The 15479-nt window shown below is 72.4% G+C and carries 15 protein-coding genes; 14 read left to right on the forward strand and 1 reads right to left on the reverse strand.

Going from position 1 to position 15479, the window contains the following annotated elements; translation table 11 throughout:
• Nucleotides 1-141: 141 nt before the first annotated feature.
• The 6 genes from ACGFZL_RS08515 to ACGFZL_RS08540 all read left to right on the forward strand — a co-directional run bounded on the left by ACGFZL_RS08515 (nt 142) and on the right by ACGFZL_RS08540 (nt 6096).
• Nucleotides 142-1182, forward strand: a complete 1041-nt coding sequence (locus ACGFZL_RS08515) for a sugar kinase (RefSeq protein WP_393690136.1) — start codon at nt 142-144, stop codon at nt 1180-1182.
• Nucleotides 1179-1982, forward strand: a complete 804-nt coding sequence (locus ACGFZL_RS08520) for an IclR family transcriptional regulator (protein WP_393690137.1) — start codon at nt 1179-1181, stop codon at nt 1980-1982. Before ACGFZL_RS08515 ends, ACGFZL_RS08520 begins: the two co-directional genes overlap by 4 nt.
• Nucleotides 1979-2389, forward strand: coding sequence for a RidA family protein (locus tag ACGFZL_RS08525; protein WP_355174433.1), 411 nt, complete (start codon nt 1979-1981; stop codon nt 2387-2389). Before ACGFZL_RS08520 ends, ACGFZL_RS08525 begins: the two co-directional genes overlap by 4 nt.
• Nucleotides 2390-2508: 119 nt before the next feature.
• Nucleotides 2509-3996 (forward strand): gluconate:H+ symporter, encoded by a 1488-nt coding sequence (locus ACGFZL_RS08530; RefSeq protein WP_355174431.1) that lies wholly within the window; start codon nt 2509-2511, stop codon nt 3994-3996.
• 80 nt (nt 3997-4076) lie between these two features.
• Complete coding sequence (locus ACGFZL_RS08535) at nt 4077-4709, forward strand: hypothetical protein (RefSeq protein ID WP_393690138.1); 633 nt, start codon at nt 4077-4079, stop codon at nt 4707-4709.
• 67 nt (nt 4710-4776) lie between these two features.
• On the forward strand, nt 4777-6096 hold the full coding sequence (locus ACGFZL_RS08540) for an Nramp family divalent metal transporter (protein ID WP_393690139.1): 1320 nt from the start codon (nt 4777-4779) through the stop codon (nt 6094-6096).
• A 327-nt stretch (nt 6097-6423) separates the two neighbouring features.
• On the opposite strand, the gene ACGFZL_RS08545 is transcribed toward ACGFZL_RS08540, so the two are convergent.
• Nucleotides 6424-8142: a chitinase gene (locus tag ACGFZL_RS08545; protein ID WP_393690140.1), complete on the reverse strand. Its 1719-nt coding sequence runs from the start codon at nt 8140-8142 to the stop codon at nt 6424-6426.
• Between the two features lie 299 nt (nt 8143-8441).
• On the opposite strand from ACGFZL_RS08545, the gene ACGFZL_RS08550 reads away from it, so the two are divergent.
• The 8 genes from ACGFZL_RS08550 to ACGFZL_RS08585 all read left to right on the forward strand — a co-directional run bounded on the left by ACGFZL_RS08550 (nt 8442) and on the right by ACGFZL_RS08585 (nt 15431).
• The gene (locus ACGFZL_RS08550) at nt 8442-9350 is read left to right on the forward strand and encodes a hypothetical protein (RefSeq protein WP_355174419.1); all 909 of its coding nucleotides are present in this window, start codon (nt 8442-8444) and stop codon (nt 9348-9350) included.
• Between the two features lie 74 nt (nt 9351-9424).
• The gene (gene cpaB, locus ACGFZL_RS08555) at nt 9425-10132 is read left to right on the forward strand and encodes a Flp pilus assembly protein CpaB (protein WP_393690141.1); all 708 of its coding nucleotides are present in this window, start codon (nt 9425-9427) and stop codon (nt 10130-10132) included.
• An 8-nt stretch (nt 10133-10140) separates the two neighbouring features.
• Nucleotides 10141-11415: a CpaE family protein gene (locus tag ACGFZL_RS08560; protein ID WP_393690142.1), complete on the forward strand. Its 1275-nt coding sequence runs from the start codon at nt 10141-10143 to the stop codon at nt 11413-11415.
• Nucleotides 11412-11831, forward strand: coding sequence for a TadE/TadG family type IV pilus assembly protein (locus tag ACGFZL_RS08565; RefSeq protein WP_393690143.1), 420 nt, complete (start codon nt 11412-11414; stop codon nt 11829-11831). Before ACGFZL_RS08560 ends, ACGFZL_RS08565 begins: the two co-directional genes overlap by 4 nt.
• Before the next feature lies 1 nt (nt 11832).
• Nucleotides 11833-12198, forward strand: coding sequence for a TadE/TadG family type IV pilus assembly protein (locus ACGFZL_RS08570; RefSeq protein ID WP_393690144.1), 366 nt, complete (start codon nt 11833-11835; stop codon nt 12196-12198).
• Nucleotides 12199-12217: 19 nt separating this feature from the next.
• A complete protein-coding gene (locus ACGFZL_RS08575) occupies nt 12218-13555 on the forward strand; it encodes a CpaF family protein (protein ID WP_355174409.1) in 1338 nt (445 codons plus the stop codon).
• Between the two features lie 13 nt (nt 13556-13568).
• Nucleotides 13569-14513 carry a type II secretion system F family protein gene (locus ACGFZL_RS08580; RefSeq protein WP_355174407.1) on the forward strand — a complete coding sequence of 315 codons (945 nt, stop codon included), beginning with the start codon at nt 13569-13571 and terminating at the stop codon, nt 14511-14513.
• A gap of 30 nt (nt 14514-14543) precedes the next feature.
• Nucleotides 14544-15431: a DUF5936 domain-containing protein gene (locus ACGFZL_RS08585; protein ID WP_393690145.1), complete on the forward strand. Its 888-nt coding sequence runs from the start codon at nt 14544-14546 to the stop codon at nt 15429-15431.
• Nucleotides 15432-15479: the final 48 nt, after the last annotated feature.

The raw sequence follows: 15479 nt of genomic DNA on the forward strand, positions 1-15479 counted from the left end.
GCGGGGCCTCCGTGAAATGGAATGTTGCATTCTGTGCAACAGTCGTTGCGTATGTCGCTCTGAGCTGTCTAACATCTCGGCCGACACCCGGTCAACGGACCCGCGGTGCCGCAGCAGCCCACCGAAGGAGCCTCAGCCATCGTGACCGCCCCCGGACCCACCCGCACCGCCCCCGGCGTCGTGGACGTCGTCGCGCTCGGCGAGTCCATGGTCACCTTCCTGCCCTCCCGCCCGGGGCGCCTCGCCGACGTGCCCTCCTTCGAACGCGGCATCGGCGGCGCCGAGTCCAACACCGCCTGCGTGCTGGCCGCCGCCGGGCACACCGCCCGCTGGGTCTCCCGGGTCGGCGCCGACGGCTTCGGCGACCACCTGGTCGAGACGGTCGGCGGCTACGGCGTCGACGTCTCCGCCGTCCGCCGCGACCCCGCCCGCCCGACCGGCGTCTACTTCCGCACCGCCGGCGACCGCGCCACCGACGCCCACGAGGTCGCGTACTACCGGGCCGGCTCCGCCGCCTCCGCGATGTCCACCGCCAACCTCGACCTGGCCGCCGTCCGCGCCGGGCGGGTGCTGCACCTCTCCGGCATCACCGCCGCGCTCTCCGCGGACTGCCTCGACCTGATGCGCGAGCTGACCGCGCCCCGCCCGGACCGGCCCCTGGTCTCCTTCGACGTCAACCACCGCCCCGCCCTGTGGCGAGAGGCCGCCGACGGGCCCGAGGTGCTGCGGGAGCTGGCCCGGGGCGCCGACCTGGTCTTCGTCGGCGACGACGAGGCGTGGGGCGCGGGCGATCCCGAGGCCGTGCGGGCCGCGTTGCCCGAGCCCGAGGTGCTGGTCGTCAAGCAGGGCGCCGCCGGGGCCACCGCCTTCCACGGCACCGAGTCCGTCTTCGTGCCCTCCCTGCGCGTCGACGTGGTCGCCGCCGTCGGGGCCGGGGACGCCTTCGCCGCCGGGTTCCTCTCCGCCACCCTGCGCGGACTGCCCGTCCGCGACCGGCTCCGGCACGGCCACCTCATGGCCGCCGCCGCCCTCACCGCCCCCGGCGACCTCGCCGCGCCCCCGGCGCGCGCGCACGCCGACCGGCTGGCCGCCCTGGACGACACGGCGTGGGGGAGACTGCGACTCGGCCCCGGCTGGACACAGGCCGACCGACGGGCCGACGAGGAGGTACCCACGCCATGAGCCAGACCGTCGACCGCGCGCTCAGCATCCTGCCGCTGCTCGCCGAGGGCCCCGCCGACCTGGGCCGGGTCGCCGACCGCCTCGGCGTGCACAAGTCCACCGCCCTCCGGCTGCTGCGCACCCTGCACGACCACGGCTTCGTCTACCGGCAGGACGACCAGCGCTACCGCCTCGGCGCCCGGCTCATCGCCCTCGCCCAGGAGGCGATGGAGAACCTCGACGTCCGCGAGATCGCCCACCCCCACCTCGTCCGCCTCAACGAGCAGTGCGGGCACACCGTGCACCTCGCCGTGTACGAGGAGAACGAGGTGCTCTACATCGACAAGGTGGAGAGCCGCTACCCGGTCCGGATGTACTCCCGGATCGGCAAGCCGGTCGCCCTCACCGTCGCCGCCGTCGCCAAGCTGCTCCTGGCCGACCTGCCCGAGCACGAGCGCCGCGCCCTGGTCGAGAAGCTCGACTACCCCCTGTACACGGCCCGTTCGACACCGCACGCCGACGCCTTCCTGGTGGAGCTGGCCACGGTGCGCGAACAGGGCTGGGCCACCGACCTCGGTGGCCACGAGGAGTCCATCAACTGCGTCGGCGCGCCCATCCGGGGCGCCGACGGCAGGGTGGTCGCCGCGATGTCGGTCTCCGCGCCGAACGTCGTCGTCACCGCCGAGGAACTCCTCACCCTGCTCCCGCTGGTGCGCCGTACGGCGGACGCCATCAGCGGCGAGTACTCCGGCCGGACCCCCGTGCCGCACGATGCCGCGCACCACGCGAAGAACACGAAAGACACGAAGGACACGGTATGACCGACAAGATCGCCCTCACCCCCTCCACCCACACCGTCCCGCCGGCGAAGTTCTCCCACGGCGTGAAGAAGGGCAACATCCTCCAGGTCGCCGGCCAGGTCGGCTTCCTGCCCCACGAGGAGGGCAAGGCCCCCACCCCGGCCGGACCCACCCTGCGCGAGCAGACCCTCCAGACCCTCGCCAACGTCAAGGCGATCCTGGAGGAGGGCGGCGCCTCCTGGGACGACGTGATGATGCTCCGCGTCTACCTCACCGACGTGGACCACTTCGCCGAGATGAACGACATCTACAACGCCTACTTCGCGGAGCAGGGCCTCACCCAGCCGCCCGCCGCGCGCACCACCGTCTACGTCGGCCTGCCCGCCGGCCTGCTCATCGAGATCGACGCGCTCGCCGTCCTCGGCTGAGCCCGCGCCTCCCTCTCCACCCGCACGTCCCGCACGGCGCGGCGCCACCCCTTCCCGGGGCGCCGTGCCGCGCCCCGCCCTGCCCGAAAGCAGTATGTGTTTACCGCGAGGTCCCCCGAATGCCCCATCCGCTCCTCCCGCTCGCCGCACCCGCCGCCCCCGAGACGCCCCCGCACACCGGTGGCCTGCTCCTCCTGATCGACGGCACCCCCGGTCTGCTGACCGTCGCCGCCCTCGGCATCGGGCTGCTGCTCTTCCTGATCATCAAGGCGAGGCTCCAGCCGTTCGTCGCGCTGCTCGCCGTCTCCATAGCCGTCGGCCTGCTCGCCGGACTGTCCGTCACCGAACTCTTCGGCACCGTGCAGAAGTCCGACGCCGTCTCCACCATCGAGTCCGGCATGGGCGGCATCCTCGGCCACGTCGCCATCATCATCGGCCTGGGCACCATGCTCGGCGCGATCCTCGAGGTCAGCGGCGGCGCCGAGGTCCTGGCCTCCCGGCTGCTGCGCCTCTTCGGCGAACGCCGCGCCCCGCTCGCCATGGGCCTGACCGGCATCATCTTCGGCATCCCGATCTTCTTCGACGTCGGCATCTTCGTCCTGGCGCCCATCGTCTACGCCGCCGCCAAGCGCTCCGGCAAGTCGATCCTCCTGTACTGCCTGCCCCTGCTGGCCGGCCTGTCCATGACCCACGCCTTCCTCCCGCCGCACCCCGGCCCGGTCGCCGCCGCCGGCCTGCTGCACGTCGAACTCGGCTGGGTCATCCTGATGGGCGTCGTCTGCGGCATCCCCGCCGTCCTCGCCGCCTGGGCCTACGCCGCCTGGATCGGCCGGCGCGTCTTCGTGCCCGTCCCGCAGGACATGGTCGAGGCCGCCGAGGAGGCCAAGCAGGCCGTCATCGACGAGCAGCGCAAGGCCGGCGTCGTCCCGCAGGAGAGCCCGGTGCCGCTCGGCGCCGTCCTCGGCATCATCGGCACCCCGCTGATCCTCATCCTCGCCGCGACCTTCTCCTCCATCGCCCTTGACCCCTCCACCCTCCGCTCGGTCCTCGAGTTCTTCGGCAACCCCTTCGTCGCCCTCACCATCGCGCTGCTCCTCGCCTACTACCTCCTCGGCATCCGGCGCGGCTGGTCCCGCAAGTCCCTGGAGACCGTCTCGACGGCCTCCCTGAAGCCGGTCGGCAACATCCTGCTGGTCGTCGGCGCCGGCGGGATCTTCGGCGCCGTCCTCAAGGCCAGCGGCGTCGCCCAGGCCCTCTCCGACACCTTCAACGGCGTCGGCCTGCCGGTGATCGTCCTCGCCTACCTGATCTCCCTGGTGCTGCGGGTCGCGCAGGGCTCGGCGACGGTGGCCATCGTGACGACGGCGGGCATCGTGGCCCCGCTGCTCGCCGAGGGCGACCACTCGCAGGCGTTCACCGCACTTGTCATCATGGCCGTCTCCGCGGGCTCGATCTTCGCCTCGCACGTCAACGACGGCGGCTTCTGGATGGTGGCCAAGTACTTCGGCATCAGCGAACGGGACACCCTCAAGTCCTGGACCGTACTGGAGAGCGTGCTCTCCCTGGCCGGGTTCGCGGTGGCGGCGGTGCTCAGCCTCTTCGTGTAGCCCCCTTCGGTTGTAGGCGTCTGATAACGAAGTTGGGGCTGGCTGTGTCCCGCACAGGATCTTCGACCATACTGCCGCTCGTGGAGCAGCGCAGAGGATCGAGCAGCCAGCCCCTGGAAGGCGCCGGATTCGACCCGGCCTTCATCCCGGGGCTCACCGCGCCCGTGTCGTCCGGTGAGCCCGAGGACGCGAGGCCGACCGAGCCGGCGGAGCCGACCGAGCCGGCGGAGCCGGTGAAGGTACCCGGGCAGGCCGAGGCGCCCGAACAGCCGGAACCCGGGGCCGAGCCGGACACCGAGGCCGGTGAGGAGCCCGAGGACGGTCCCGTCTTCGAGGCGGCCGACCGACGCGCCCGGATCACCGCCGACCACAACGGCGTCCGGCTCGCCCTGGACGACCAGGCGTGCGAGTTCCGCTGGGACGAGATCGGCGCCGTGGAGACGGAGACCGGTCGCTTCGGCAAGCGGTTCACCATCACCGTGCACACCCCCGACCGCCGCTGGTACCCCATCGAGATCGAGGCCCCCTCGCGCGCCAGCTTCCCGGAGTGGGAGAAGGCCCTGGACGAGGTCCTGGACGCCTACTTCGACGACGGCGCCGACCAGGCACCGGCCAAGGAGGACGGGACGCCGGCCTCGGACCACGACGAGGCACCGGACGAGAAGGCCGACGCCCCGGCCGAGGGCGCTGTCAAGGCCGACACCGACGACTGAGCCCATCGCGTGAAGATCCGCGCCCGCCCCCTTGCCCTGCCGGTTCCTTTGCGGTTTGTTGACCCGCATGGCGGACACCGGCACCGGCGCGGACACCACGGCCTTCCCGGCCACCCCGACTCCCCGTAAGGCGAGTTGGCGCCACATCGGCCCCGGCATGGTCGTCGCGGCCACCGGCGTGGGCGCCGGGGACCTCGTCGCGACGCTCATCGCCGGTGCCAACTTCGGCTACACCCTGCTCTGGGCCGCCGTCCTCGGCTGCCTGGTGAAGATCTCCCTCGCGGAGGCGGCCGGCCGCTGGCACCTGGCCACCGGCCGCACCCTCTTCGACGGCTGGGCGAGCCTGGGCCGCTGGACCGCCTGGTTCTTCGGCGTCTACGCCGTCGTCTGGGGCTTCGTCTACGGCGCGGCGGCGATGTCGTCCAGCGCGCTCCCGCTCCAGGCCCTCTTCCCCGACGTGATGGACCTGGAATGGTGGGCGGTGGCCTGCGGCCTGGTCGGCCTGGTCTTCGTGTGGTTCAACCGGTACGCCGTCTTCGAGAAGGTCATGACGGCCCTGGTCGGCGTCATGTTCGTGGTGACGGTCTACCTCGGAATCCGGGTGACCCCGAACCTCGGCGAGGCCCTCGCCGGGCTGCTGCCGGTGCTGCCGGACGAGAAGGACTCCGTCCTCAACACCCTCGGCCTGATCGGCGGCGTCGGCGGCACCATCACGCTGGCCGCGTACGGCTACTGGGTCAACGCCAAGGGCTGGACCGACACCGGCTGGATGAAGGTGATGCGCCTGGACAACCGGGTCGCCTACGCCACCACCGGCGTCTTCGTGATCGCCATGCTGTTCGTCGGCGCCGAACTGCTGCACTCGGCGAACGTGGCCATCTCCAGCGGCGACAAGGGCCTCATCCAGCTCGGCGACATCCTGGCGGCGGAGTACGGCACGGCGACCGCCAAGTTCTTCCTGGTCGGCTTCTTCGCGACCTCCTTCACCTCCCTGATCGGCGTCTGGCACGGCGTCAGCCTGATGTTCGCCGACTTCACGGCCCGGCAGCGGGGCGGCGCCGTTTCCGCCCGGGGCGAGGAGGTGGCCGAGGGCCGGCACGAACGCTCCTGGGCCTTCCGCGGGTACCTGCTCTGGCTCACCTTCCCGCCCATCGTGCTCCTCTTCCAGGGCGAGCCCTTCCGCCTGATCATCCTCTACGGCGTCCTGGGCGCGGCCTTCCTGCCCTTCCTCGCCCTCACCCTGCTCCGACTGCTCAACTCCTCTCGTGTCCCGGCCCCATGGCGCAGCGGCGTCGTGAGCAACTCCATGCTGGTGATCGCGGGCCTGCTCTTCCTGGTGCTGTGCGTCAAACAGATCTGGGACCAGCCATGGTCGGACGTCTTCTGACCTCGGCCCCGGCCGGTCCCGGCGGCCCCGGCTGGCCGACGCCCTTGGGCAGCAGCGATATCACGGTCTTGCTGATGTCCGCGGACGACACTTCCGGACGCGAGGACGACGGGTCCGCACCCCTTGAGGTGCCCCGCCCGTGCCGCCGCGAATACCGCGTACTCGTCCGCTTGTGCCGCCTTCATGCGATGGTCCCCCGCCGCCGTCCCCGTCTGCTGTCACTTCTTTGATGCCGTGGCCACCGCCGAATGTTTCACCCGGACATGACGGAACCCCGCCCGCGTCGCCGCGGGCGGGGTTCCAAGGGGCCGGTGAGGACCGGCAGGGCTACGGCAGGGCGTGCACCTTCGCCCCCACCGCGTTCGACCAGGCGTTGCCGGCCGTCGCGTCCCAGTTCGTCGACCAGGTCATCGCGCCGCGCAGGTCCGGGTAGGTCCGCGACGGCTTGAAGGAACCGCAGTTCACCGCCTTGGTCAGGCAGTCCAGGGCGTTGTTCACGACCGACGGCGCCACGTAGCCGCCGCCCGCCGCGCGGGTCGAGGCCGGCAGGCCCAGGCCCACCTGCGAGGGGGCCAGGCCGCCCTCCAGCTGGATGCAGGCCAGCGCGGTGAGGAAGTCCACCGTGCCCTGCGAGTAGACCTTGCCGTCGCAGCCCAGCATGGCGCCGCTGTTGTAGTACTGCATGTTGACGACCGTGAGGATGTCCTTCACGTTCAGCGCCGTCTGGAAGTAGGAGCCGGACGTCGACTGCATGTCGATGGTCTGCGGCGCCATGGTCAGGACCATGTTCGGGCCCGCCTTGGCGGACAGCGCGTGCAGGGCCTGCGACATGTAGGTGGGGTTGAGGCCGTTCTCCAGGTCGATGTCGACGCCGTCGAAGCCGTAGGTCTGCATCAGGGACCAGACCGAGTTGGCGAAGTTCGTCGCGGAGGCGGAGTCGTTCACCGAGATGGTGCCCTTCTCGCCGCCCACCGAGATGATGACCTTCTTGCCGGCCGCCTGCTTGGCCTTGATGTCCGCCTTGAACTGGTCGACGGTGTAGCCGTTCAGCCCCGCCGAGTCCAGGTTGAAGGTGACCGCGCCCGGCGTGCCGGTGGCGTCGGCGAAGGAGACCGCGATGATGTCGTACTGCGCGGACACGTCGGAGATCCGCTGCACCGCGGCCCCGTTGTTGAAGTTCTGCCAGTAGCCGGTCAGCGCGTGCTTGGGCACCGAGCCGCCGCCCCCGCCCCCACCGGTCCCGGCGGTGCGGGCCGTCACGGCGCCGGACTTCGGGGACTCGCCGGCCGCGTTGGTCGCCGTGACCTGGAAGGAGTAGGAGGTCGAGGCGGCGAGGCCGGTCACCGTGGCCGACGTGCCGGTCACCGCGGTCACCTTGGTGCCGTCGCGGTAGACGCTGTAGCCGGTGGCGCCGGAGACGGCGTTCCAGGAGAGGGAGGCCGAGGAGGACGTCGTGCCGGTGACGCTCAGGCCCGCCGGCGCGGCCGGGACCGTCGGCCCCGGGTCGGTGCCGCCGCCCCCGCCGCCGTCCGGGCCGAAGACGCTGACGTCGTCGGCGAAGTAGGCCGCCTGCCCGTACCAGCCGTGCGTGTACACCGTCACCGAGGTGGTGGAGGCGCCCGTCGTGAAGGACGTCGACAGCTGCTTCCAGGAGGGCGCGTCCGGTGTCCAGGTGGAGACGTCCGTGGTGCCGGTGCCGGTGACGCCCAGGTAGGTGTAGCCGCCCTGGACCCAGGCGCTCAACGAGTAGGAGGAGTTGGGCTTGACCTTGACCGTCTGGGAGCAGCGGGCGTTGTCCTGCCCGGCCGGGGTGGCCTTGAGCGCGGCGGAGCCGCCGTGCGCGGGGGAGGCCACGGTGGTGCCGCTGTTCGCGGAGCAGGTCCAGTCGCTCAGGCCGGACTCGAAGCCGGCGTTGCGCGCGTTGTTGACGTCCGCCGCGGACGCCTGGCCGACGGCGGTGAGAGTGAGCGCGAGGGCGGCGGTCACGGCGCCGGCGCCGTAACCGAGTCGGGTCCGTCTGCCGCGCCGCTTGAGTACGGGCTCCACTGGGGCCTCCGGTGGGGAGTGGGGAGGGATGGGGAGAGGGGGGAAGAGGGGGGAGGACGGTGGCCACCGCTGGGGTACAGAGTTGGTCCAGACCAATTGCCTGTCAAGGGGTCGGGCCAGGCACGGGCGTTCGTGACCGCCGAGGACCCCTGAAATGCTCAACCTGTCCCGTTTTGCCGCCCGTTGTGCCACAAGAGTTGTTCCAGAGCTGCTGAATCGCTGTTCTCCCGTCCGAGCTGGATGGTTACAGTGCTCAGGTAGTCACGCAGTGAAGTCATCCGGGTGACGGGGAGCCGCTCGTGCCAACTGCCATCGCCGTGACCGGTGCCGACCTGGCGCTGCCACCGCAGGACGACCGGACCGTGCCCGCCGTCGTCCTCCAGGACCTCGACCGCCGCCCGTTGGAGCAGGCGCTCGGCGAGGTGCAGGCGCTCCTCGACCAGCACGGCCATCTGATCGTGCTGTGCTCCCAGGCCGCCCCCACCGCCCTGGAACACCGGCTGCACACCGTCCGCGCCCTGCTGGAGAGCGACCGGATCGCACTGTTCCGGCCGCCCCTGCCCCCGCTCGGACTGGCCGTGCTGGCGCGGCAGTTACGCCAGCTCGCCTCCTGCGACCTGAGCCCCGGCGTGCTCGCCTCGGCCGGCCGGCTGCTCACCCACTACCTGCACGCCGGCGCCCTGCTCGGCTCGGTCGCCCGGCTCGACCGCGTCCCGGTCGACCTCACCGCGCACGCCCGCTCCTGGATGCCCGGCACCCGCTTCGCCGCCGTCGCCCACCCCGTGCCGCAGCTCGTCCGGGTCGAGCCCGGAGCCGCCCTGGCCGGACCGGAGTTCGGCACCTGGCTGCTGGTGTCCGAGGGCCGGCTCGAACCCGACTGGGTCACCGACACCCTCGCCCCCGCCTGGCAGGTGCAGGGGCTGCGCGACGCCCCGCTCCCGGCCGACTCGCCCGCCTGGTGGGGGACCGGCAAGGTCACCGAGTTCTGCGCCTACCTGCCCGACCTGTCCGTGCTCTACCAACTGGTGATGTCGGTGCGGCAGAGCACCTGCCACTGGTGCGGCATCGACGTCATCGGCGACCGCTGCGTGTTCTGCTCCGCCACCCCGCCCGCGTACGACCACCCGCCCGCGCACGACCGTTCGCTCGCCGCGGACGCCGGCCGCCGCGCCCTGCGCCACCGGGAGCGGCGCGCGCTCACCGGATAGCCGCCGTTCCGCCCCGTACCCGTGGTCCCCCTCCGCTCCGGCACGACCGATCCCCCAACGAGGTTGCACGGTTCATGAACTCCCGTCAGCGCCGCGGCGTCATCCTGCTGATCCTCTCCGTCCTGTGCGCCGCCGGCGCCTTCGCCGGGGTGCTCTCCGTCATCGACGACGTGCGGTCCAAGGTCGGCCCCGAGGTCGCCGCCTACCGGCTGCGGACCGAGGTCGAGCCCTACACCGCGCTCACCGACGACCAGTTCGAGAAGATCGAGATGCCCGAGCGGTGGCTGTCGAAGAACGCGGTCACCGATCTCGCGCAGATACGCGGCAAGATCGCGGTGACCACGCTGCGGGCGGGTTCCCTGCTGCAGAGCGACATGATCGTGGACCGGCCGGCGCTGCGCCCCGGCGAGCAGGAGGTCGCCATCATGATCGACGCGGCGACCGGCGTGGCCGGCAAGATCACCGCGGGCGCCACGGTCAACGTGTACGCCACCTTCGAGGGGCAGCGCGAGGGCGACCCCGACCAGTCGAAGATCATCGTGACCAACGCCCGGGTCATCGACGTCGGCCGGCTCACCCCGCTCACCCAGGACGAGAAGGACCGCGGCCGGCAGCCGACCGAGGCCGTCCCCATCACCTTCGCGCTGTCCACCCTGGACGCCCAGCGCATCACCTACGCCGAGTCCTTCGCCCAGCGGGTCAGGCTCGCGCTGATCGCGCCCGGCGGGGCCCCCGCCGTCCCCGGCAAGGACCGCACGTACGAACTCGCGAAGGACAAGTGAGAGCCCGCATGCCCACGAGGATCCTCCCCGCAGTCGGCGACGCGGACGCCGTACGGTCCCTCACGACCCTGCTCAGCCAGCTCCCCGACGCCGAACCGGTCGCCCCCGTCACCGACTCCACCCAGCTGGTCGACACCCTCGCCCGGCTGGCCGCCGAGTCGGTGGACGAACTGCCCGAGGTCGTCGTCGTGCACGAGCGGATCGGCCCGGTCCCGGCCCTGGAGCTGATCCGCGAGGTCGCCCTGCGCTTCCCGGCGGTCGGCGTCATCCTCGTCACCTCCGACCCCGGGCCCGCCCTCTTCCAGGCCGCCATGGACCACGGCGCCCGCGGCCTGGTCGCCCTGCCGCTGTCCTACGAGGAACTCGCCAGCCGCGTCCAGGCCGTCGCCCAGTGGTCGGTGGGCGTACGCCGGCACCTCGGCAGCGGCGGCGACGTGTTCACCGGCGCCGGCGGCACCGTCGTCACCGTCAGCGGCGCGAAGGGCGGGGTGGGCGCCACCCTGACCGCCGTCCAACTCGCGCTCGCCGCACAGGCGTCCGGCCGGGCCACCGCCCTGGTCGACCTCGACCTCCAGACCGGCGACGTCGCCTCCTACCTGGACGTCCAGTTCCGCCGCTCCGTCGCCGACCTGGCCGCCATCGCCGACATCTCCCCGCGCGTCCTGGCCGACGCCGTCTTCCGCCACGACACCGGCCTCGCCCTGCTGCTCGCCCCGGGCGAGGGCGAACGCGGCGAGGACGTCACCGACCGCGCCGCCCGGCAGATCGTCGGCGCGCTGCGCTCCCGCTACGAGGTCGTCGTCATCGACTGCGGCGCCCAACTCGGCGGGGCGGGCGCGGCGGCCGTGGAGATGGCCGACACCGCGCTCCTCGTCACCACCCCGGACGTGGTCGCCGTACGGGGCGCCAAGCGGGCCGTGCGGATGTGGGACCGGCTGCAGATCCGCAAGGCCGAGGAGACCACCGTGGTGGTCAACCGGCACACCCGGGCGACCGAGATCCAGCCCGCGCTCATCCAGAAGATCACCGGCACGGCGGTGGCCGCGACCACGGTCCCCGCCCACTTCAAGGAGTTGCAGGCCGCGGTCGACGCCGGACGCGTCCACGAACTCGACGCCAAGGGCACGGTGAAGCAGGCGCTGTGGCGGCTCGCGGGCGAACTGGGGCTGGTGACGCCGGTGGAGGGCGGCAGGGGCGGCGGCCGGCGGGCCGGGGGCGGTGGGCGGCTGCGCGGAGACCGGGGGGCCACGGCCTTACGGCGGCGGAAGGACGGCGCGGGATGAGGGGGCGGGGGTATGGCGGGGCACGCCTGCTGGGAGGCCGGTTCGCGGACGACCGGGGCCAGGTCGCCGTCGAGTTCCTCGGCATGCTGCCCACCGTCCTCATCACGCTGGCGGTGCTGTGGCAGCTCGTCCTCGTGGGATACACGTGGACGCTGGCGGGTAATGCTGCCGACGAGGCGGTCCGCGCGGCGACGGCGGCCGGGCCGGGGGCGTTCCAGGGCGCCTGCCGGGAGGCCGGCGTCGACAAGCTGCCGGGCGCGTGGGAGGGAGGCGCCGAGGTGAGCTGCGGAGGTTCGGGGAGCGGCTTCGTCACCGCCGACGTACGGCTCAGGGTCCCGGTCCTCTTCCCGGGCGTGCTCGGCTTCCCGGGGCGGGTGCACGGGCACGCGGGGGCCGTGGAAGAGGAGGACGACTGAGATGCCGTACCTCCGTCCGCGGCTCCCGGGCCGCCTCAGGGACCGGGGCCAGGCGGCCCTGGAGTATCTCGGCTTCCTGCCGGTCCTGATCGTCGTCGCGATGGCCGCCGTACAGCTCGGGCTCGTCGCCTACGCCGCACAGCAGGCCGGTACGGCGGCCCGGGCGGGGGCGCGGGCGGCGTCGCTGCGGGAGAGCGCGCAGGGGGCGTGCGCGCGGGCGGTCAGCCCCCGGCTGAGCGTCGACTGCGGCGGGGGAGCCGCCGGGGCCGACGAGGTGACGGTCACCGCCCGGGTCGGCATTCCGACGATCATCCCGTGGGACCTGGGCGACGCGACCCGGACGGCAACCATGCCGGTCGACCACTGACGAGGAGGAGGACCAACGCATGAGTCTGCGCGCACGCATCCACGCCCCCGAGGAGCACGGCAGCCGGGGCGAGGACGGACACCTCGTCGGCTCCTACCGGGCCAAGCTCCTGGAGGAGATCGACCTCGCGGAGATGAGTTCGCTGGCCCCGGCCGAGCGGCGGGCCCGCCTGGAGCGGGTGCTCGGGCACATCATCAGCCGCGAGGGTCCGGTGCTCTCCACCGTGGAGCGCTCCCAGCTGATCCGCCGGGTCGTGGACGAGGCGCTCGGCCTCGGCATCCTCGAACCGCTCCTGGAGGACGCCTCCATCACCGAGATCATGGTCAACGGCCCCGACGCGGTGTTCGTGGAGCGCGGCGGCCGGGTCGAGCAGCTCCCGCTGCGCTTCGCCTCGCACGACCAGCTGATGCAGACCATCGAGCGCATCGTCTCCACGGTCAACCGCCGCGTGGACGAGTCGAATCCGATGGTCGACGCCCGGCTGCCCTCCGGGGAGCGGGTCAACGTCATCATCCCGCCGCTCTCCCTCACCGGCGCCACGCTCACCATCCGCCGCTTCCCGCGCTCCTTCACCCTGCACGAGCTGATCGGCCTGGGCTCCCTCGACGAGCACATGCTGTACCTGCTGGCGGGCCTGGTGCGAGCCCGCTTCAACGTGATCGTCTCGGGCGCGACCGGCACCGGCAAGACCACCCTCCTCAACGCCCTGTCCGGCCTCATCCCGGAGACCGACCGCATCATCACCATCGAGGACTCCGCCGAACTCCAGCTCCAGCAGGCCCACGTGATCCGCCTGGAGTCGCGCCCGCCGAACGTCGAGGGGCAGGGCCGGATCACCATCCGCGACCTGGTGCGCAACTCCCTTCGCATGCGCCCCGACCGGATCGTGGTCGGCGAGGTCCGCGGCGGCGAGTCCCTGGACATGCTCCAGGCCATGTCCACCGGCCACGACGGCTCCCTCGCCACCGTGCACGCCAACAGCGCCGAGGACGCCCTGATGCGCCTCCAGACCCTCGCCTCCATGTCCGAGGTCGAGGTGCCCTTCGTCGCGCTGCACGACCAGATCAACAGCGCCGTCGACGTGCTCGTGCAGCTCACCCGGTTCGCCGACGGCGCGCGGCGGATCACCGAGGTCGCCCTGCTGGCCAGCCACGGCGGGGAGCCGTACCGCCTCACCACCGTCGCCCGCTTCGACGCGCAGCCGATGACCGCGGACGGCCGGGTGCACGGCGCCTTCAGCCACCACCCGCTGCCGCGCCGCACCGCCGAACGCCTCTACATGGCGGGCCAGCCCATCCCGCAGGCGTTCGGCGTGGCCCACACCGCGGAACAGCTCGCCACCCGAGAGGCCAGGTAGTCAGGTGCCCGCCATGGAACTGCACAGGCTCGTCCAGCTCACCACCGGCGTCACGCTGCTGACCTGCGTCCTGGCCGTCGTCGGCCTGCACGCCTACGCCTCCGGCCGCGCCCAGCGCGCGGCCCTGGTGGACCGCCTCTCCGCGGCCGGCCAGCTGCCGCCCGGCGGACGCCGGCGCCGATTCCGCACCCTGGACCGCCGCCTGCGCCGCACCGGCCTGGGCCGCCGCCTCGAACTCCGCCTGGCGGCGACGGGCCTGGACGTCACGCCCGGCGAGTTCTTCGCCTACCTCCTGGCCGCCGTCGCCGGCCTCTGGCTGGTCGGCCAGGCCACCCTGGCGCCCTTCTTCGGGCCGCTGGCCGGCCTGCTGGGCGTCGCGGTGGCGGTACAGTTCCTCAACTGGCAGCGGCAGAAGCGCATCGAGAAGTTCATCAACCAGCTCCCCGAACTCGCCCGCATCCTCGCCAACGCCACCCAGGCCGGACTCGCCCTGCGCACCGCGATCGGCATGGCGGCGGAGGAACTGGAGGCGCCGGCCGGCGAGGAGCTGGGCAAGGTCGCCGACAGCCTGGCGATCGGCGCCTCCCTGGACGACGCCCTCGGCGAACTCGCCGACCGCCTGCCCTCCCGCGAACTCGTCGTCCTGGTCACCACGCTGGTCCTCGCCAACCGGGCCGGCGGCCAGGTGGTCGGCGCGCTGCGCAACCTGACGGAGACGCTGGAGGAGCGCAAGGAGACCCGGCGCGAGGTCCGCACCCAGCTCTCGCAGGTCAACATGACGTCGTACGCCGTCCCGGTCCTGGGGGTGGGCTCACTCTTCCTGATGAACGGGGTGAAGGACGGCGCCCTGGAGCGCATGACGGGCTCACCCTTCGGACAGGCCGCGGTCATCATCGCCTTCGGCCTGTACGCCATCGGCTTCGTGCTCATCCGCCGCCTGTCCCGCATCGACGTCTGACGACTCTCTCCGAGGAAGGGTGCTGTTCCCATGGGTCTGCTGCTCGCGACCGTGATGGCCCTGGCCGTCTGGGGCGTCTTCGCCGGCATCCGCATGTACCGGGCGGAGGCGAAGCTCCCCGGCGACCTCGCCCTCGCCCTGGAGGTCGGCGCGACGCGCACCGGCGCGGTGGACTCCGTCGTGGACCGCCTGGGCATGCGGTACGCCCCCGCGGTGCTGCGCCTGATGGGCCCGGCGCTGGTCGCCCGCTACCGCCGCAAGATCGACCTGGCGGGCAACCCCGGCGGCCTCACCATCGACCGCTACGCCGCCCGCCGCGCGGTCTACGGCTTCCTGGGCGCGGTCGGCTTCCTGGTCTTCCTCCTCCGCGGCCAGTTCCTGGTCGCCCTCCTCCTCCTGGCCTTCGGCGCGTTCTGGACGGAGGTCGGCATCTGGTCGGCGATCCGCATCCGCAAGGACGTCATCGAGCGCACCCTGCCGGACTTCCTGGACGTCCTCGCGGTCGTGGTCAGCGCCGGCCTCGGCTTCCGCCAGGCCCTGGACCGGGTCGCCACGCACTACGAGGGCCCGTGGGCCGACGAACTGCGCATCACCCTGCGCCAGATGGACCTCGGCATGAGCCGCCGCCAGGCCTTCGCGGAACTGCGCCGGCGCAACGAGTCCGAGCAGGTCGCCATGTTCGTCACCGCCCTCCAGCAGGGCGAGGAACTGGGCGCCCCCATCGTCGACACCCTCGTCTCCCTGGCCCGCGACATGCGCCGCACCGACGCCCAGAACGCCCGCCGCAAGGCCGCGCGGGCGGTGCCCAAGGCGACGCTGATGATCACGACGTTCATGGTCCCGGCGACGATGCTGCTGCTGGGCGCGGGCCTGATCCTGGGCTCGGGCACGGACTTCGGCACGATCACGGGGGAGTGAGGCGGATGCCCGTGCCGATCACCGACCCGTCCATGCCCCACCTGACTC

It is taken from the genome of Streptomyces sp. NPDC048182 (assembly GCF_043202555.1).
Lineage (GTDB): Bacteria > Actinomycetota > Actinomycetes > Streptomycetales > Streptomycetaceae > Streptomyces.

Coding starts and splice junctions, on each gene's coding strand:
- ACGFZL_RS08565 (WP_393690143.1), top strand. CDS start 11,412: ATGAGGGGGCGGGGGTATGGCGGGGCACGCCTGCTGGGAGGCCGGTTC.
- ACGFZL_RS08540 (WP_393690139.1), top strand. CDS start 4,777: ATGGCGGACACCGGCACCGGCGCGGACACCACGGCCTTCCCGGCCACC.
- ACGFZL_RS08525 (WP_355174433.1), top strand. CDS start 1,979: ATGACCGACAAGATCGCCCTCACCCCCTCCACCCACACCGTCCCGCCG.
- ACGFZL_RS08560 (WP_393690142.1), top strand. CDS start 10,141: ATGCCCACGAGGATCCTCCCCGCAGTCGGCGACGCGGACGCCGTACGG.
- ACGFZL_RS08585 (WP_393690145.1), top strand. CDS start 14,544: ATGGGTCTGCTGCTCGCGACCGTGATGGCCCTGGCCGTCTGGGGCGTC.
- ACGFZL_RS08575 (WP_355174409.1), top strand. CDS start 12,218: ATGAGTCTGCGCGCACGCATCCACGCCCCCGAGGAGCACGGCAGCCGG.
- cpaB (WP_393690141.1), top strand. CDS start 9,425: ATGAACTCCCGTCAGCGCCGCGGCGTCATCCTGCTGATCCTCTCCGTC.
- ACGFZL_RS08570 (WP_393690144.1), top strand. CDS start 11,833: ATGCCGTACCTCCGTCCGCGGCTCCCGGGCCGCCTCAGGGACCGGGGC.
- ACGFZL_RS08530 (WP_355174431.1), top strand. CDS start 2,509: ATGCCCCATCCGCTCCTCCCGCTCGCCGCACCCGCCGCCCCCGAGACG.
- ACGFZL_RS08580 (WP_355174407.1), top strand. CDS start 13,569: ATGGAACTGCACAGGCTCGTCCAGCTCACCACCGGCGTCACGCTGCTG.
- ACGFZL_RS08520 (WP_393690137.1), top strand. CDS start 1,179: ATGAGCCAGACCGTCGACCGCGCGCTCAGCATCCTGCCGCTGCTCGCC.